This window comes from Liquorilactobacillus oeni DSM 19972 (assembly GCF_001436275.1).
Lineage (GTDB): Bacteria > Bacillota > Bacilli > Lactobacillales > Lactobacillaceae > Liquorilactobacillus > Liquorilactobacillus oeni.
Window position 1 is genome coordinate 117909 of the sequence record NZ_AZEH01000034.1, and the last position, 18264, is coordinate 136172.

Genomic DNA, 18264 nt, shown 5'->3' on the forward strand with positions numbered 1-18264 from the left:
CCGCAAGGCAGTTAGAAAAGAGGTTAGAGTTTGGGAAATCCCTTATTTTGCAGCAGTCCAGCGAGATAATTAATGAAGTCAATAGTGATGTTGGAAAACTCCAAGATTGTTAAAGATAGAGTTAGTTAGATCGAAAAAAGATGAAAAGAAAAGTGTAAAAAGCTTAAACTTTATCTTGCTGGACTGTTTTTTTGTGCGATTAAATAATTATAACCCCTTAAAATTTAACACCTCGCTTATAAATTACTGCCGCATTAAAGCTGAGTTGTGTCGATAAAAATGATATTATCATAGTTTTTTATGCTTTTTACAACATTTAAAAAACTTTTGCGCTTTTTAAGCTGATCTAATAATAATGTCTTGCATGCTGCCCTTTATTAATAGTAATTTCAGGGCTAAACTTAAAATAGATTTGAAAATGAACAGTCCATTTCTTTAAGGAGGAAATTTAAGTCAAATGGAACTTAACGAAAATAAACGCAAGTTATTTATAACCACTCTTTTACTTGGAACTTTCACAATGTCGATCAGCCAATCTTCACTTTCAACAGCCTATCCTACGTTTATGAACTATTTTAATTTACCCGCTAGTACAATCTCCTGGCTAACCACAGGTTTTATGTTGATTATGTCGGTAGTGATGCCATTATCACCTTGGTTGATGAATAACTTTAGGTTCAGGCCTCTTTATCTAAGTCTTCTAGCCATCTTTTTCACAGGAACCTTGATTATCATTTTTGCACCATCTTTTCCTATTATGATGGTCGGCAGATTAATGGAAGGATTTAGTGTAGGCATCTTGTTCCCATCTTATCAATCAATTATCCTTGAAATCACCTCCCACAACCAGCGAGGAAGTGTTATGGGTACAGTGGGGTTGGTAATGGGTTCTGCTCTTGCCACAGGTCCTATTATTTCCGGTGTTATCTTACAATTTTTTTCTTGGCAAGCCATTTTTTCTTTATTTTTGATAATTCTTGCGCTTGTTTTCCTGGCAGCATTAAAGACAGTTCCGAGTCCTTTGGAAAAAAAACCTTCACGCTTTGACTTTATCTCAGTTTTTTTATCGCTTGGTATAATTGGAATTTTGTATTTTATTAATGAATTACCTCATATGTTTATTACTAACTACTTCAACTGGGGGATCTTAGTTGTTTCTTCAATTTTACTTTATTTCTTTGTCTATCGACAACTTAACTTGTCCCCACCACTCTTACGTTTGGATATTTTAAAAATTACAAATTTTGACTTAGGTGTTGCTTTAACTTCCTTATCCTACATGTCATTAATCACTGTTACGATCATTATGCCGCTATATTATCAACAAATTCTAGGCCTTTCACCACTATGGTCTGGACTTTCACTTGTTCCGGCAGCTGCAATTCTTTCTTGGCTAAATCGTCGCAGCGGACTTCTAGCAGATAAAATCGGTTTCAAGTCGGTTATTATGATTGGTTTCAGCTTATTTATAATTGGTTGGGGGTTATTGTTGGCATTTACGACTCTTGCCAATATTTGGCTTGCAATTATGTGTTCAATATTTATTGAAGCCGGGAATGCATTTGCTATGATGCCGGCAACCACTTTAGGTGCCAATTCGCTCACTGATGAGCTTATTCCGCATGGATCTTCAATTATCGCGACCTTTCGTCAAATTATGGGTTCAACAGCAATTGTCTTAGCAACTATCATTTTAGGAGAACATAATTTTAAAGGAGTCTTTTTAACCTTTTTGATTTTAGAAATTGTCGCTTTAGGACTTGTTTTCTTGATTAGGGATACAAAAGGGAGTAAGGTCAGCTCTTAATTATAGAATAATATTTCAGAAATTAGATTTTAAATACCTCCAGCTTTTAAGCCTTCTGTTTAACTGCATAGACTCAATAAATAATGCTAATAATGAATTGCGAACATAGAACTATTCATTATTAGATGGATAGAATTACCTGACGACTGGACCACATTAATATTGAAATTACAAGCAATAAAATACAAAAAGGCTGTGGCAAAATTTTCGTTTTGTCGCAGTCTTTTTGTATTTTATAATATCAAAGTCAACTTACTTCAACTCATAATCAGCCTACATTTTAAATCGTCTTTTTTGTCATTATTGTACTCTTGGCTTATCTCCTTCTTTTCTTTGAGGAGCCGCTTTCTTTAAATCTCTTTTACTTTTTTCCGTCTGGTTGGAGATCGCTTTGCCTGTAGAGCTTGCTGCATCACTTACCCGATCTTGCAAGCTAACCGAATCTTCTTCAAACTGTTCTCGAGTCTTAATGTCTACCACATCAACATTAACTTCTACTACATCCAATTCGGTCATCTTATTAATCTGTTCGGAAACAACATGTTTGATCTCATCGTAGATTTTAACAGCATTTTTTTCATATTCAACAACGATTGAAAGGTCTACGGCTACCTGTTTTTTGCCTACTTCCACATCAACACCTGCAGTTGGATTATCTACGTTAACCAGCTTATCGGTGATGTTTGAGAAGAAACCGCCTTCAATATTCAACAATCCATCAATCTTACCCAATGAATATCCAACAATTTTTTGAATTACCTTATCTTCATAAGTTAGTTCGCCTTTGATGTTTTTTGCCTGTTCGTTTGAACCAGTATCTTGTTTGTTTTTATTAAAGTTGTCCATAATAGTTCCTCCTTATATTAATTAACCGCTACCATTTTTGTCGCATATAGCCTCATTTAAAAAAACGTTCTAAAGTGCCACTTCTTTTTAAATAAAAACCTAAAAGTACTCCAACAACAGTTAATACTAAGATCAACAAGGTCTTAAAAAAGCCTAGAGTGATGAACAAAAGCGCTAGAATAAAACCTGCAAGTCCAATAATAATCGGTAACTTAAACTCTTCCCAAAACTCTTGCATAGCGCATCCCTCCTATTCTACACGACTCAGATTTTCCCTTTCTTTATAAAGATTATTGAGCCTCACTGTAATTTCCAATCCTTCTTTTGGCGCATTCAGTAAAGCGCCTAGCTGTTCAGCCAGCTTAATTTGAAATTGGCGGCTTTCTTCTGGCAAGACAACAACCGGGCTGAATGAACCGTCAATAGTTACTCTTATTCTGCGTCTTTGCAGTTTTATTCTTACACGAGGCTGATGAATGAAATTTGACCTTAATGCTGATTGAGTTATAAAGCTTTCCAAAGCTTTTTTATTAATTTTCAATACACCGCTATCTTTTTTGAGAAATAACTGATCGTGTAAGTTTGGCCAAAAGATAACAGTTAAGATACCTAAGATTACCAAGCCGCCTAAAGCAACACTGACCCAGAAAAGAAATCCCGGTAAATAATGTCCGATCAGTGGATAACTTTCCACTTTATCTAAATAAAACGGAAACGAAACTGTGTCTTGAAACAGGACAATAACTGCCCATAACGGTAACAAAGCAACCAAAAGCAAAATAAGATAGACTGTTTTACGCGTCGTCGACATTTTCTCATCTCCCTTGCAATTTCAAAACAGTAAGATCTCCATAAAACGCTTTCTTCTACTTGAACTTAACAATCATTTCACAAAAGGTAAAGTTTTATGCCTCATAAAGCTAAACAGCATTCAAAACGCACATAAGCCTTTATTCTTTGATACTTTTACCTGCAATGCTACAATTTGCTGGTAAATATTTAAGGATGGTGCTTAAAGTGAAAAAAATAATTACAGTTGAACATAAACGTTCAGGAATCTGGCAAGACACTGATATTACATACGCTCAGGTACCTGGTTGGCTAGGAAAAGCTACGATGGACCTTAAATTAACAATTCTAAGACCCTTTGAGGAGCAGAGCCACCCCCTTCCGGTAATTTTATGGTTTTGCGGCGGTGGTTGGATGGCCGTTGATAACAATATACATCTGCCAAATCTTGTTGACTTCGTGAGAGCGGGCTTTATCATTGCAAGTGTTGACTATCGCAATAGCAATCAGGCAGTCTGGCCTGCACAGTTAGAAGATGCTAAAGCAGCAGTACGCTATCTCAAAGCACATGCTGACCATTATCAAATTGATGTAAACAAAATTGCTGTCATGGGAGAATCAGCTGGGGGACATCTTGCCAGCATGACTGCTGTAACAAATGGCTTACGGAACTTTGATGTGGGCGAATACCTCACGCAGACAAGTAATATACAGGCTGCAGTTTCTTGGTACGGAGTAGTTGATCCCTTATCTGCTAAAAATAATAGCAAAACTGCAGATTTTGATTTTGTTTACCGCAATCTATTAGGCGCTGAACCAGAAGAAAGTCCTGAATTAGACGCTGAGGCAAATCCTTTAACCTTTATTACTTCTAAGACAGTCCCATTCTTAATCTTGCATGGTACTGAAGACAAAGTCGTTCCGCTCGCTGATGATGAGAAGTTATACCAAGCCTTAACAGACAAAGGGGTCCCCGCAGATTTATACGAAGTTAAGGGAGCTGCACACATGGATGAGGTGTTCATGCAGCCCCAAATCACCGACATCATAATTGATTTCTTAAAAAAACACCTAAAGTAATTAGTTTTTAACCTCTAAACTCATTAGGAAGAAAAGCAATGCCAGAGTTAAGTTATGAAAGTGTGCCGGAAATCAAAAGCTTCTGAACTCTAATAGTAAAACTTAATTTTTTAAAAATTTTAACTCAAATACCGTGAAATAAGAACTCCAGTCCAGTACTGCTATTTTTGATTGTATAAAAATTGGAATATACCAGTAGTCGTTAAGCTACACGTTAGTTGCAAATTACGAACATAGTCCGAATTTGACTATGAGTAATTTAAAGCAAGAAACTGGCCATTGAAACACGTTAATTCACGTATTACAAGTTAAAAAATAGGGAACTGAGTCAAAATATAACTTTTAACCCGCTCCCTATTTGTTTGAAGGAAACCTCACTTTAATTTTTATTCACTAGATATTTTTATATATAGATTAGTTTATGTAAATCTTAAAAACCGCTACTCTTACGAGGTAGTCAGAATAGTTTTGAGAAAAGAAATCACTGTTTGGATTTCTTCTTCACTAAATATTTTCATTTTCTGAAGTGTTATTTCTTTTATATGATTGTGTAATTTATTATGAAAATCAACTAACTCATAGCCTGAAGGAGTTAACTTTAAATAAACTACTTTTTTATTTTTTTCGCTTTTATACTTTTTAATAAGGCCCTTTTTTGTCATTATATTAATTCTGCGAGAAACCCCTCCTTGAGAGAGGCCAATCTCATCAGCCGCTTTACCAACTGAAAAAACTTGTCCAGCTAAAACAGTCAGTATTCTTAAGTCATTATGGGTAAGAGTGGCAGTTAAAGCAATGACTTCGCTAGAAAAATTTTTTCTAATCCAGTCTCCATACATGCTCATAGCATTATTTTGAGGTATTTTTTCTAAAAGCCTGCCGATAACCCGATATTGCATCTCATTCATACTTAATAATCCTTCTTTTTAATTTTATATTACCAGTAATTTATTATTGACACCATCTTTTTCCATGTGTACTATATATATTACCAGTAATATATATTGAGGATGAATAAAAATGAAAGCTTTAACTATAGCAAGTTTCAGTTCGACGCCCAAAATCATCAACGATTATCCTATTCCTAAAACAGATTCTAAGTATGATACCTTAATAAAGATCCTAGCTGCTCCAATTGAAAATCTCGACAAGAGCGTTGCTTCAGGAGAACATTATTCAAGTAAATATTGGCATCCGAGTTTTCCAAGCATTCCAGGAGCAAGCGCGATTGGAAAAAGAATTGATACTGGTAATTTTGTCTATGTGCCGGCAATGTCCATGAGGCCGCGTAATGGGGGAATGGCAGAATACACAGTCGCACAATCAAAAAAATGCTTGTTGAACTACCTTCAACTCTTAATATTGAAATGGCAGTTGCTTCTTTTTCATCTGCTTTAACAAGTTTATTGCCGCTAAAATACGATATCAAGGTTGATGCTGCAGATACAGTAATTATTAACGGCAGTACCGGCTTTGCTGGAAAATTGGCTATTCAAGTAGCAAAACAATTAGGGGTCAAAAACATCATAGCTACCGGTCGAAACAAAGAAAAGTTAGCTGATGTTGTAAATTTAGGTGCTGCTCAATCTTTAGACATCAGTGGGCCGGAAATTTCTACAGACAATTTAACTATTACAGGAAATGTTGTAGTACTAGACTATCTTTGGGGCACCCCAACAGAAAAAATTTTAAAGAATTTAATTCCCAGTTCTCCCGCCAATTTGCGTCAGACAATTGTTGTAGAAATCGGAGCAGCAACAGGACAAAATGAAATTTCATTACCGGCAACAGCATTACGAACTTCAGGAGTGCAGTTAAGAGGAATGATGACTACCAATAATTTGATGAATCGCGAAAAAGCAGCTAGGCTTTTATGGACCTGGTTGATAGCTAAAAAAATTCATGGCGACATTTCTACTCTTTCTATTGAAAATGCAGCAAAAAGTTGGTTTGAAACTTCTAAAAATGGTATTAGGTCAGTTATTACTTTCTAAGTTCTATTACCATTGATAAAATCAAGCATTACCTTTTATGCTAAGCAGCTATTTTAGAGACTATTTTTTCTAAATTATGACCTACTCGTGAAATCTTTTTTTTAATTTATTTTCGCTTTGTTCAAGCAAGGTTTGTGGATCAATATCGAATTTACTGCTCATAATTAAAACCTGGTCTAAAACATCAGCCAGTTCTTCTTTTAAGTTAGCATTCAGAACTTCCACTGAACTTTCTTTTTCACCCGGATGATCTCGTCCAATTTTAAGAGCGCGAACTGCCCGTGACAACTCGCCGACTTCTTCCGTTAAAAAATTCAAACGAATAAAGGGAGAATATTGATACCAGCTACGTTTTTTATAAAAATTAACTAACCACTTCTGATGGTTTTTAATATTCAAATTACCAGCCTCCAATATTAGTATACAAAAAGCGTATTTTGTTTATTGTAAAATGAAAAGACTTACTGTCTATCATGAAACACAACTAAGTTTATCATGATTTAAACCACTTATAGCAAGGTTATTTTTGAAACTCTTATTGCATTGATTAAAAATTCACAAAAATAAACTGCCTTATCTTTGAAATTCTCTGTACCTGTTAGCTTACGTCTAACAGTTTTGGAATATTTCAAAATACAAAGCAGTTTTTCATCTTGTTTTTTTGTTCATTACCAAAATTATTTATTTCCAAAAATCTTCATTACCAAAATCAGTATGTCGTGACACATCTTTCCAATTATTCAAATCTGCCAGTTCATACTCAATTTGTGCATGTGCTTTAACAAAAGCATCTTTTCCTAAAATCAAATGCAGCGGCGGTTGATCTGCCGTTGCAGCTTTAATAATAGCTTTAGCAGCCAAAACCGGGTTCCCCGGTTTTGTGTCAATCGTTTTTGCCGAAGCAGCAATATTAGCGCCTACTGTATTTTGATAATCATCGATTTTAACGGCTTCCTTAATCGCCGAACTCCCTGCCCAATCAGTCCGAAAAGCTCCCGGTTCAACTAAAGTCACCTTAATTTCTAAAGGATTGACCTGTTGTGCAAGAGATTGACTAAAGCCTTCTACTGCAAACTTAGCCGCATGATAATAGCCAAAGGCCGGAAATGTTGTTAGCCCACCAATTGATCAGACGTTAATCAAGTGTCCGCTTTTTTGTTTACGCATTATAGGTAAAACTACACGCGTTAGGTCACTAAGACCCCAAAAATTCCATAGCCTGCATTGTTATTGTTAACCAAATAATCAATTTGGCCAAAATAATGCATAGCTGCTTCAACTGCCTGTCGAATCTGTTGTTGCTTAGTAACATCTAATTCCAGTAACAAGGCATTCTCATTCTTTGAAAACTCCCGAAGAGCGGCCCTTTTCCGAGCAGTTATCACGACACGATAGCCTTGAGTGAACAACTCAGTAACAAGAGCCTTGCCTAGTCCCCTAAAGGCACCGGTCACAAACCAAACTTTTCTTGACATTAAGAAAACCTCCTTAAACTTGTTTTTGTTCTCAAAAAAGCATACTACATGATAGTAGCTATCAAGCAAGAAAGAAGGTCGCTCAATGTTTTATTCAGTTAAACAGGTTTCCGATATTTTGCAAATTCCAGTTACCGAATTGCGCTATTACGCTAAACGCGGACTATATCCAACAGTTGAACGTGACCGAAATAATCAACGCTGTTTTACCGAATGGGACTTAAATTGGGTTTATTTAGCTGATATTTTAAGTAAATCTGGTATGTCTTTAAAAAATATTAAACATTATATTGAAATTTCTCGTCAAGGAGATGTTTCAATTCCCGAACGGTATCAAATGTTAAGCGCAGTCAAAGATTCTTTAACTCAGCGGCAGCAACTTTTAAACGAACAACAAAGCGTAATTAACGAAAAAATTAATCGTTATCAGCAGGTTTTAAATGGACAAGAAGTTGACAAATGGAACCCGCAAACAACCAGGAAAAAATATCACGATCTTCTTATCTAATGAGAGGCTTGAACAGCAATGAACCACAACTTCCCCTCAACGTGTGTGGCTCTTTCTGGTTAAGGTTACTATTTTTAATTAATGAAATATTCATATTGATTATATAAAGTAATCTCAGGTACTTTACATATAAATTGTAATTTCAAGCTATAATAAAAGAGCACGGATAAGTGTGTTAAATAGTCATTGTAATATCCATTTAGTTAGGTTGTGTTTTATGAATAATTCAAAAAAGGAAAATTATGCTCTAATATTATCAACTATTATTTTAGGAATAATTGTAGGAATTAGCTCCCTTATTTTGATTTTACTTCTGAATACAGTTGAAATAAACTTTCTGCATTTTAAAGAAACTGCACTTAACCCTGTTTCTTTAAATATTTTGCCAAGCCGCCGATTATTATCAGTTTTTAGCGGCGGCATAATTGCGGCTCTTGTTTGGTGGATATTGCGGACAAAGTTCAAACCCGCTGTTTCTGTTGCTAAGGGCACCTCAGGAACTAATATGCCCTTCTTTCAAACGGTAGCCCATGTCATGACGCAAATCTTTTATGTAGGTACTGGCGGTTCCATTGGTCGTGAAGTTGCTCCACGCGAAGCTGGAGCAATGTTTGCTCAAAAATGCAATCACTTTTTTAACAGATGCGGCTTGGAATTATCTCTGGCTGATCAAAAATTGTTAATAGCGGCAGCAGCTGGTGCTGGTTTTGCAGGAGTCTACAGTGCACCGATTACCGGTATGTTTTTTTGCTTAGAAGTTCTATTGAAAAAAATAACTAAGCGCGCCATTGCAGTAAGTCTAATTATGTCAATTATTGCAACATTAATCAGTGCAACAGTTAAGGGTTTTGGCCCCTATTACTTAATTGGAGGTGGAAACTTTTCATTAGTATTCCTGCTTTTCGTTGTTTTATCAGCACCACTATGCAGTATATCCGGCACTTTTTTTCGTCGTTCATTTAAATGGGCTGAAAAGAACCAGAATACTACTAAAAAAATTTTATGGACGTTGCCCTCTATGGCATTAATCACTGGAATCTTCTCAATGTCGCTACCGATAATAATGGGAAATGGACGTGCCCTAACACAAACAGCTATTAATACTAATATTCCAAGTGAGATAATGATTCTTTTAATTGCGGGCTTAGTTAAAGCTTTTTTAACAGTATTTACAATTCAAGCCGGTGCTTCGGGCGGGACTTTAACTCCTTCTATTTCAATTGGAGCTTCACTTGGAGTAATTTTCGGTTTCATTTTTAAGCTACTCATACCAGGCATTTCGCTTTGGCAATGTGCTTTATCCGGTGGATGCAGTTTTCTAGCAGCTTCCCAGCAAGCGCCATTAATGGCCCTATTTATGATTGTTGAAATCAGCCATTTGAATTATGCTGCATTTCTACCACTAGGTTTAGGTGCTGCTTTGTCAATAAGTATTTCAAAGATCATTTTACATAAGAAAAATTCGTAGAAAGTTGCAGATAATAAACATTGGACATAAAAATAAAAGCTCGCACCAACTGTATTATTTTAATTTGTGCTGGATAAAGTCTATATTTAATTTGGTAGGTTATTTCTGGAGTTAATACCTTTAATTTCAATAAAATTTAGTCACTATTTTTATTCAATTCTATCCTAACCCTTTTTAAATGCAGTTCGGTAAACTCTCCCATCCTTTTCTCAGCGACAAGTTTAAGCCTTTTTTGAAAATCTCCTTCTTCAAACAAACGCTTGCCTTTTCCCAATATAACAGGCGCAATTTGAATCCAGAGTTCGTCAATCACGTCTGCGATAAATAATTGAGTAAATAAGCGTCCTCCGCCTGCTATCCAAATAGCTTTTCCGCTGTTTGATTTCAGTTCTTTGACTAAAGAAACAGGCTCTCTTGAAACATAATAACCTTCTTGCACTCTGCCAGTATTTTTACGTGAAAAAATTATTTTTTCTTTTCCCGGAAATAGAGAAGTTTTATTCATCAGTTTTTGTGTTTCCTTATAAGTAGTATTTCCCATCACAACTGTATCGATTCGCTTTTCAAACTCTTTGTAAGAAGAATTTCCGCCTAAATCAGTATCAAAAAGCCACTGCAAACTATCATTTTTTGTGGCTAAAAAACCGTCTAAGCTAATTGCACCATAAAAGAATACTTTTCTCATTTTACTATCTCCTTTCTATTAAATTATGTCGTATTCCGATAATTGTGTTGCTTTTTTACTAATTATATTTTATACAAATTACTTGATTAATTTAAAAAATTCTCTTAGCTATGCCTAATTCAGGTAAACACTTACTTCTTTTATTGCTATTTTACTTAAAGCATTATTGAAAATAAAATTTTTAACCCATTTGGGGTTAAATTTGCTATAGTTGCGTAGTGCCCATCCGATTGCTTTTTGAATGAAGAATTCATCAGTTTTTTGATCATAAAGTATTGCCTGTGCCAAAAGCTCTTTATCAAGAGTTGTTGTTTCAAGAAACTGCAGTAAAATAGCTACTCGTCTCATCCAAAAAATATCATGCCTGTAGAAAATTTCAAAAACACTCTCTTTTTCAACAGGATGCTGCTGAACATAACTTTCAAACACTTTACGCCAAGCATCCACTGAATCCACCAAGGCTTTTGCGTAACGTATTGTGCAAGAGCCTTTATTTCAGTAAAAGAAAAACGTTCAACGTTTGCAATACTGACATCAATTGCTACATATTGATACTCACGCTCGCGCCTTAGATAAAGATTATTGATTACATCCATTAAATCTATTAAGTTCATTTTTTTGCTTAATTTGATAAGTTCCTTAGATTGCTGCTTTCTTGCAGGCGTTTTAATCCCTACAAATGGAAATTTATTTCGCATATATTTGGCCATAGACACCCTGAATTCGCCTGTTCCAGTAAGTCTAAATTCAACGGCCTTTTTATATCAGTATTCTTCATTAGCTATTCCTCTCCGCAGCTGTTTTTCTCCGCTTCAATCCTAAAAAGTAGATGCCAAACAACTGCTCCGCTTTGCAGTCGATTTTTTATAATGCTTAGTTCGCCGAAAATCGACCACTCAATTACTCAGCAAATTTGCAAAGGATTATTATGTGCCAATAACTTTTTATTTATGAGCAGCTGGCAGCATTTTACGAATACCTCCTCGCGGATCAGGCACATCTCCTAGATAACGCGGTATCAGGTGAATATGACAATGCATCACAGTCTGACCTGCCGTTTTACCAACATTTATCCCAATATTAAAACCAGCCGGCTGGTATTTTTTTAACAACATCTTCTTACCCGCACGCAGCAGGCTATTTATTGCTAATACCTCTGCATCATCAAGCTCAAAAAAGTTGTCTTTATGTTCTTTTGTAATAATCAGCAAGTGTCCCTTGCTGACCGGATGAGCATCCCAAAAAGCCGCAGCCAGTTTATTTTCCAAAACAAATTCGTTTTCCTTTTTTAAACAAAAAATACACTCTTTTTTCTTCATTATGTTCCCTGTCTTTCAACTTGATTCTAATTCATAATAATAGTTTTTTGTTTCTCATTTTCTGTCAAGTCTGTACAAGCTGTCTGCGCTTATTCTTTAAAGTTATGTTATCATATTAGAGGCTTAGGCAAGAAAAAAAGAGCCCACGTTAAGTGGCAAATAGCAATTAATTTGTTATCCAAAAGGAGTACAGTATTAATGAAACTAACTAGATGGCAAGCAAACCTTTTTTTACTTTTAACAGCCATTATTTGGGGAACCAGCTACATTTTTATTAAACAGGCTCTCAAGGGCGGTATGCCTGCTGGTTTAATCAATTCTTTGCGTGGTATTATTTTCGTATTTTTTGTATATTTATTCTTTCATAAAACGATCAATCGCATGTCAAAAAAAGATTTTAAAGTTGGCTTAATTTCAGGAATTATCAATCTGTTAGGATACCAATTACAAACAATCGGTCTTAAATACACTACTCCCGCTAATAGTGCATTTCTCACAGCTACATATATTGTAATAATCCCTTTTATTGTCTGGATCTTTTGGAAGAAAAGGCCACTTGTAAAAAGTTTTGTTGCGATTTCGCTATGTTTTTTAGGCACACTTTTTCTCACTAACATGGTTAACACTGGATTAACCTTTCACTTAGGCGATTTATTAACGCTTTTAAGCGCACTTTTTTATTCGCTGCAGATTATTTATTTCAGCAATACAGCTGCAAAGATCAATCCTTTTACAGTCACTTTCATGCTTGGCAGTGTTCAAGCACTAGGCTGTTTAGCTTGGTCATTAATATTTGAAACAAATACATACAGTACCATACACTGGTCAGTTGCCATTTGGCCAGTTCTGATACTAGGCTTTTTTGCTTCATTCGGAGCACAAACACTGCAAGTGATAGGCCAAAAATACACGGATTCAACATCCGCGGGATTAATCTTGATGACAGAATCCCTTTTTGCTAGCTTCTTTTCAGTTATATTGGGTTTCGAACAGCTGACTCATAATCTATTGTTAGGCGGAATACTAATTGTGGCAGCAATTTTTATAATGGAATTCAATCCGCACCAGCTGTTTTTCTTGAAAAAACGAAAGAAATTGTCGCATTTAAAAGCAATGAATCTTAAACAAAAAAATAATAGCTAACAACAAATAAAAAAGCTGAGTGCTTAAACCCATACTCCAACCTTAGGAGCATGGGTTAATTTCAGCTCAGTCTTTTTTACTTTTTATAAAAATTTACTCTTACTGCAAAAGAATCGTCTATTTGATCTACCTGACAGCTCCAGATGCATACAACGGATGTGCTTTCGTCAATTTATTTACTTGTTGTTTTACAACTTGCAGCTGTGCTGGGTCGTTTGCAGAATTCAAAACAGTTATGATTAATTGTGCCACCTGCTGCGCATCATCTTCATTGAAGCCGCGGCTTGTAATAGCAGGAGTTCCAATACGAATGCCGCTGGTTTTAAACGGACTCAGAGTTTCAAACGGTATTGCGTTTTTGTTGACCGTAATATTAACCGTATCAAGTAATTTTTCAGCTTGTTTTCCATTTATTCCGAAGCCACGCACATCGACCAACATCAGATGATTTTCTGTTCCGCCAGCAACTAACCGTGCCTTGCTGTCTGCTGCGAACACTTGTGCCATAGCTTGAGCATTCGTGAGTACTTGCTGCGAGTAAACTTTAAAATTTGGATCAAGAGCTTCCTTAAACGCGGCTGCTTTCCCTGCAATCACATGTTCTAAAGGCCCTCCTTGGGTGCCGGGAAAAAGAGCACTGTTGATTTTCTTTGCTAACTGTTCATCATTTGTGAGCAGCATCCCTCCGCGCGGCCCACGCAATGTCTTATGTGTGGTTGTAGTAGTAATGTCTGCGTAAGGCACCGGATTAGGGTGCAGGCCTGCAGCAACGAGGCCTGCAATATGTGCCATGTCAACCATCAGCTTAGCATCGACCTTATCAGCAATTTCTTTGAATTTAGCAAAATCGATTTTATGTGAATACGCGCTGGCACCAGCTACGATCAGTTTCGGATGGTGTTTTTCAGCAAGTGCTAAAATTGCTTGATAATCAAGCTGCTCATTATCTTCAGCAACCCCGTAGCTGACAAAATGATATGTTTTGCCGCTGAAATTAACAGGAGCACCATGGCTCAAATGTCCCCCGGCAGCCAGATCCATTCCTAAGACGGTATCACCGGGGTGAATAAGAGCTAAATAAGCAACCTGGTTAGCTTGTGAACCAGAATGAGGCTGTACATTAGCATACTTAGCGCCGAAAAGCTTTTTCGCCCTTTCAATTGCCAAAGTTTCCACAACATCCACATACTTACAGCCTCCATAATAGCGTTTACCAGGATAACCTTCAGCATATTTATTCGTCAAAACACTGCCTTGTGCTGCAAGTACTGCTTTAGAAACAATATTTTCGGATGCGATCAGCTCGAGATTATCTTGCTGCCGTTTTTCTTCATTCTCAATTGCGTTCCACAGTTCAGGATCATATTCTTTATAATTCATATATGCCCACCTCTTCGCTTTTCTTGAATTGTACCATAAGATACAACTTCACCGGGTCCATTTTTCAGAAGAATAAAGTCTACTTTTTCTTCCCTTTCTAATTACTTTTGTGTCTTTAAAAATTGGATTATCTCAAAACCATCTCTGCACCTGGCAATTGCTTGGATTTTTGCTTTTTTTGTACCTGCCAGTATTACATTGATTCCTGCACTTAATGCAGCCTGACACCCCAGCTGTGTATCTTCTATAGCAAGCGTATCCGTCTTATTAAATCCGGACTGCTGCAGTGCATTTTCATAGATATCCGGTGCAGGCTTGGGGTTCTTGACTCCTTCGACTGTTGTTAACTCGTTGAAGTATTCCCTGACACCGATACTTTGCAAAATGCTTTCAGCTCGTTGCTTGTTGGACATCGTTGCTACACCTATGTAATAGCCATTATTTTTCAAAAAATCCAATAATTCTTGCATTCCTGCTTTCAGTTTGATACGTCCATGCCTGATTGCTTCATTTAACAATATTTCGCGTTCCTTACGCAGTTCTTTGACTTGTTCTAGGCTCCCTGTTATCTGGGCAATTAAATGGTTATTGGTATTCGAATCGCGCCCTTTCATTTGAGCCAGGTCAGCTGATTTTACTTCAAATCCATGTTTTGCCAAAACCTCTGTCCACAATTGAAGGTAAACACTCTCAGATTCAATCAGTGTTCCATCCATATCAAATAAAATACATTCATATTTCATCACCAGTTCCCCCTTCTTACAACACTTTATCAAAAGTATAGCATTGCACTAGTACCGTTAGTATATAAAACATTCAGGGATTCCTCTCATACCCCAAAATTTCTTTCCAGTTATCATAATAATTTATTATTGAATAAGTTAAACTCATCTTCAATAAGGACGTAAAACATGCTTAGTATTTGACTAACATTTTCATTAATCCTTAATATATAGTATAAGGAGGTTTTTAGATGAAAAATGACGTGCACAAATTCACTAAGCTTAAGCCCACTGAAGTCGAAAAATATTTTGAAACTTCTTGCATCAAGGGCTTAACAGCCGATTCCGTCACAAAACGCAGAGAAAAATACGGTGATAATGAATTGGTGGAGGCTAAAAAGCCTAATCTGCTAATGCAGATAATTCATCACTTGGATGACATTACTTCACTCATTTTATTATTTGCTGTAGCATTGTCTGCGTATTTGGCACTCACTACTGATAGTGATTGGACCAAGGCTATTGTAATTGGTGCAATAGTGATCTTGAATGTTGGAATAGCATTATTTCAAGAACATAGTGCAGAAAAAGCATTATCTGCATTAAAGTCAATGACTCAGCAAACAGTTACAGTTATTCGTGCAGGTGAAAAGCAAGTCATCCCTACAAACGAGTTAGTACCAGGTGATTTAATCAGTTTAGAGTCTGGCGATATTGTGCCGGCAGATTCTCGAATTATCAAAAGTACCAGTCTTTCTGCCGATGAAGCTATTCTAACAGGTGAAAGCCTGCCCATTGAAAAGACCGCGAATGCAATGGATGTTGCTCCAGAAAGTTTGGGAGATTCCAAAAACATGCTTTTTTCTGGAACAGCCATCACACAAGGAACAGCTACTGCGATTGTCACTGCAACAGGAATGCAAACAGAGCTTGGAAAAATCGCAACATTACTAAACACGACTCAAAAGCAGCAGACCCCCTTGTCCAAACGTTTAGATTCTCTGACCAAAAGGTTATCTTTTGTGGCTGTTTTAGGGGGAACTGCTACTATCTTGATTGCAACACTCTTTCATCAAGAAACTTTTACAGAAAGCCTTATGTTCGGTGTAAGCCTGGCTATCGCTGCCGTTCCGGAAACATTACCTGTCATTGTCACACTTAGTATGGCACATGGAGTCCAGAAAATGGCTAAGAAAAAAGCGATCATTCGTCAGGTATCGGCGGTAGAAACTATTGGAAATGTCAATGTGATTGCATCAGATAAAACAGGTACGTTAACACAAAATAAAATGACTATCACTAAATACTGGCCTGAAAATAAAAATGTGCGTACAGTTGAAAAAATAAAAGGCTCTGAAAAACTTGCTAAAGAAGATAAACAATTTTTAACTTACCTTGGATTATCTACAAATGCCGAATTAACAACAAACGGCAAAGCAGACATTGGAGATCCGACTGAACTTGCAATTGTACATTTATTAGCACGTTTTAAAATGACACGTGCAGAATGCGAAAAAAGTTATCCAAGAATCGCCGAAGATCCATTCGATTCAGACAAAAAAACGATGACAACGTGGCATAAGCGTCCTGATGGTAAATATGTTGCTATTATTAAAGGTGCGATTGATCGAATCCCCTTTGGTAAAAGCGTTGAGAAAAACAAACTATACGATATTCACGACCAATTTGCAGCGGAGGCTTTACGCGTTCTAGCAGCTGGCTTTCAGGTATTCGATAGTTTACCTGCTGAAAGAAACGATGACGCTTTAACAGACATCCAGCTTTTAGGTCTGATTGGAATCATCGATCCACCACGACCAGAAGTAATCCCTGCTATTAAAGCTGCACAAAAAGGTGGAATCGCAACTGTCATGATCACTGGTGATCATTTGGAAACAGCCAAGGCGATTGCTCAAGAAATCGGAATTTTAAAAGCAGGAAAGATAGCCATTACAGGACAACAACTGAATGAACTGGATGATGAAGAATTTGCAGCAAAAATAGATTCTATCCGCGTTTATGCACGTACGTCTCCTGCTGATAAAATCAGAATTGTTAAAGCCTGGCAATCCCATGGTGCGATAGTCGCAATGACCGGTGATGGTGTTAACGATGCCCCCGCATTGAAAGCTGCCAATGTTGGAATTGCCATGGGTATAACCGGTACTGAAGTTTCCAAAAATGCAGCCGATATGGTTTTAGCAGACGACAATTTTGCTACTATTATTGAAGCAGTTAAACAGGGACGAACTGTTTACGAAAATATTTTAAAAGCCGTGGAATTTTTGGTGTCTGTCAACTTTGCACAGATTTTTACCATGGTTGGAGCAATTGCAATGGGCTGGGGAGCCCCAATGACACCAGAACAATTATTGATCGTCAATGTCTTAGCTGATGGTATCCCAGGATTCTTCCTCAGCCGTGAAATCGCAGAACCGGGAATTATGAATTTTTCACCCATAAAAAAAGACACCAGCATCTGGTCGCGAGGACTTGGAAAAAGGGTTGCAGTCCGTTCAGCAACCTACATTATTTTGATTTTAGCCATCTATGTACTTGGGCGCTTTGGTTTAAACAACAACCTTCCAGAAATTGGAACAACCATGTTGTTTCTCGTTTTGGCAATTGGTTCAATGCTGGACATTTATCCGATTAAAACTCGCCAAAGCATTACAAAACATGCCTATACAAACAACCCAGCCTTAAATAAAAGTTTAATTTTTACCCTTTTAGGGATCGTAATCATCGCACTTTTCCAACCCTTGGCGACTCTTTTTTCAATTGCAGCATTGAATCTCACTGAATGGGTGATAGTAATCGTTGCAATTTTTATCCCAACGATAGTGATCGAACTTTATAAACGAAGCCAAGGAAAAATAGCGAAATCATAGATTTTATTCTTTTTTCTCAACCATAAACGGTTAACTTAAATACCTGCTTTATTCAAAATAAATTAAAATTAGTGAGTAAAAAATAAAACAAAGGGACTGAGTCAAATATAATTTTTGATTCAGTCCCTTTGTTTTAACCTGTAAGATGCAGATTAAC

19 protein-coding genes and 1 pseudogene are annotated in these 18264 nt (G+C 36.7%); 8 read left to right on the forward strand and 12 right to left on the reverse strand.

What is annotated here, in order from left to right; genetic code table 11:
• The first annotated feature begins 457 nt into the window (after positions 1 to 457).
• Entirely contained in the window at positions 458 to 1807 is a 1350-nt protein-coding gene (locus FD46_RS04545; RefSeq protein ID WP_057895995.1) for an MFS transporter, read from the forward strand.
• A gap of 300 nt (positions 1808 to 2107) precedes the next feature.
• Here the strand turns inward: FD46_RS04545 and FD46_RS04550 are convergent, their stop codons facing one another.
• The 3 genes from FD46_RS04550 to amaP are packed head-to-tail and all read right to left on the reverse strand — an operon-like array spanning position 2108 to position 3464.
• Complete coding sequence (locus FD46_RS04550) at positions 2108 to 2653, reverse strand: Asp23/Gls24 family envelope stress response protein (protein WP_057895996.1); 546 nt, start codon at positions 2651 to 2653, stop codon at positions 2108 to 2110.
• 52 nt (positions 2654 to 2705) lie between these two features.
• The gene (locus FD46_RS04555; protein ID WP_057895997.1) at positions 2706 to 2891 is read right to left on the reverse strand and encodes a DUF2273 domain-containing protein; all 186 of its coding nucleotides are present in this window, start codon (positions 2889 to 2891) and stop codon (positions 2706 to 2708) included.
• Positions 2892 to 2903: 12 nt separating this feature from the next.
• Positions 2904 to 3464 (reverse strand): alkaline shock response membrane anchor protein AmaP, encoded by a 561-nt coding sequence (amaP, locus tag FD46_RS04560; RefSeq protein ID WP_057895998.1) that lies wholly within the window; start codon positions 3462 to 3464, stop codon positions 2904 to 2906.
• 206 nt (positions 3465 to 3670) lie between these two features.
• Here amaP and FD46_RS04565 point away from each other — a divergent pair, with 206 nt between their 5' ends.
• Complete coding sequence (locus tag FD46_RS04565; protein ID WP_187329020.1) at positions 3671 to 4522, forward strand: alpha/beta hydrolase; 852 nt, start codon at positions 3671 to 3673, stop codon at positions 4520 to 4522.
• Between the two features lie 446 nt (positions 4523 to 4968).
• On the opposite strand, the gene FD46_RS04570 is transcribed toward FD46_RS04565, so the two are convergent.
• Positions 4969 to 5430 (reverse strand): MarR family winged helix-turn-helix transcriptional regulator, encoded by a 462-nt coding sequence (locus FD46_RS04570; RefSeq protein ID WP_057896000.1) that lies wholly within the window; start codon positions 5428 to 5430, stop codon positions 4969 to 4971.
• Between the two features lie 112 nt (positions 5431 to 5542).
• Here FD46_RS04570 and FD46_RS04575 point away from each other — a divergent pair, with 112 nt between their 5' ends.
• Positions 5543 to 5920, forward strand: coding sequence for an MDR/zinc-dependent alcohol dehydrogenase-like family protein (locus FD46_RS04575; protein WP_057896001.1), 378 nt, complete (start codon positions 5543 to 5545; stop codon positions 5918 to 5920).
• On the forward strand, positions 5854 to 6516 hold the full coding sequence (locus FD46_RS10580) for a hypothetical protein (protein WP_235805569.1): 663 nt from the start codon (positions 5854 to 5856) through the stop codon (positions 6514 to 6516). The genes FD46_RS04575 and FD46_RS10580 overlap by 67 nt, the downstream gene beginning before the upstream one ends.
• An 81-nt stretch (positions 6517 to 6597) precedes the next feature.
• Here the strand turns inward: FD46_RS10580 and FD46_RS04585 are convergent, their stop codons facing one another.
• The 3 genes from FD46_RS04585 to FD46_RS10590 form a co-directional block, all read right to left on the reverse strand.
• Positions 6598 to 6915, reverse strand: coding sequence for a MazG nucleotide pyrophosphohydrolase domain-containing protein (locus tag FD46_RS04585; RefSeq protein ID WP_057896002.1), 318 nt, complete (start codon positions 6913 to 6915; stop codon positions 6598 to 6600).
• 282 nt (positions 6916 to 7197) lie between these two features.
• Complete coding sequence (locus tag FD46_RS10585; protein ID WP_235805574.1) at positions 7198 to 7641, reverse strand: SDR family NAD(P)-dependent oxidoreductase; 444 nt, start codon at positions 7639 to 7641, stop codon at positions 7198 to 7200.
• Positions 7642 to 7703: 62 nt separating this feature from the next.
• A complete protein-coding gene (locus tag FD46_RS10590; RefSeq protein ID WP_235805570.1) occupies positions 7704 to 7991 on the reverse strand; it encodes an SDR family NAD(P)-dependent oxidoreductase in 288 nt (95 codons plus the stop codon).
• 85 nt (positions 7992 to 8076) lie between these two features.
• Between FD46_RS10590 and FD46_RS04595 the strand changes: the two genes are divergently transcribed.
• Positions 8077 to 8499, forward strand: coding sequence for a MerR family transcriptional regulator (locus FD46_RS04595; protein ID WP_057896003.1), 423 nt, complete (start codon positions 8077 to 8079; stop codon positions 8497 to 8499).
• Positions 8500 to 8716: 217 nt separating this feature from the next.
• The gene (locus FD46_RS04600; protein ID WP_057896004.1) at positions 8717 to 9967 is read left to right on the forward strand and encodes a chloride channel protein; all 1251 of its coding nucleotides are present in this window, start codon (positions 8717 to 8719) and stop codon (positions 9965 to 9967) included.
• A gap of 136 nt (positions 9968 to 10103) precedes the next feature.
• Here the strand turns inward: FD46_RS04600 and FD46_RS04605 are convergent, their stop codons facing one another.
• The 3 genes and pseudogenes from FD46_RS04605 to FD46_RS04615 form a co-directional block, all read right to left on the reverse strand.
• Positions 10104 to 10652: a dihydrofolate reductase family protein gene (locus tag FD46_RS04605; protein ID WP_057896005.1), complete on the reverse strand. Its 549-nt coding sequence runs from the start codon at positions 10650 to 10652 to the stop codon at positions 10104 to 10106.
• A 114-nt stretch (positions 10653 to 10766) separates the two neighbouring features.
• A pseudogene (locus FD46_RS04610) lies at positions 10767 to 11362 on the reverse strand (DNA alkylation repair protein).
• A gap of 234 nt (positions 11363 to 11596) precedes the next feature.
• The gene (locus FD46_RS04615) at positions 11597 to 11971 is read right to left on the reverse strand and encodes an HIT family protein (RefSeq protein WP_057896006.1); all 375 of its coding nucleotides are present in this window, start codon (positions 11969 to 11971) and stop codon (positions 11597 to 11599) included.
• A 198-nt stretch (positions 11972 to 12169) separates the two neighbouring features.
• Between FD46_RS04615 and FD46_RS04620 the strand changes: the two genes are divergently transcribed.
• Positions 12170 to 13114, forward strand: coding sequence for a DMT family transporter (locus FD46_RS04620; protein ID WP_057896007.1), 945 nt, complete (start codon positions 12170 to 12172; stop codon positions 13112 to 13114).
• Positions 13115 to 13240: 126 nt separating this feature from the next.
• Here the strand turns inward: FD46_RS04620 and glyA are convergent, their stop codons facing one another.
• Complete coding sequence (gene glyA, locus FD46_RS04625; protein WP_057896008.1) at positions 13241 to 14494, reverse strand: serine hydroxymethyltransferase; 1254 nt, start codon at positions 14492 to 14494, stop codon at positions 13241 to 13243.
• Between the two features lie 101 nt (positions 14495 to 14595).
• The gene (locus tag FD46_RS04630; RefSeq protein ID WP_057896009.1) at positions 14596 to 15237 is read right to left on the reverse strand and encodes an HAD family hydrolase; all 642 of its coding nucleotides are present in this window, start codon (positions 15235 to 15237) and stop codon (positions 14596 to 14598) included.
• Between the two features lie 230 nt (positions 15238 to 15467).
• Here FD46_RS04630 and FD46_RS04635 point away from each other — a divergent pair, with 230 nt between their 5' ends.
• Complete coding sequence (locus FD46_RS04635) at positions 15468 to 18107, forward strand: cation-translocating P-type ATPase (protein ID WP_057896010.1); 2640 nt, start codon at positions 15468 to 15470, stop codon at positions 18105 to 18107.
• Positions 18108 to 18264 lie beyond the last annotated feature (157 nt).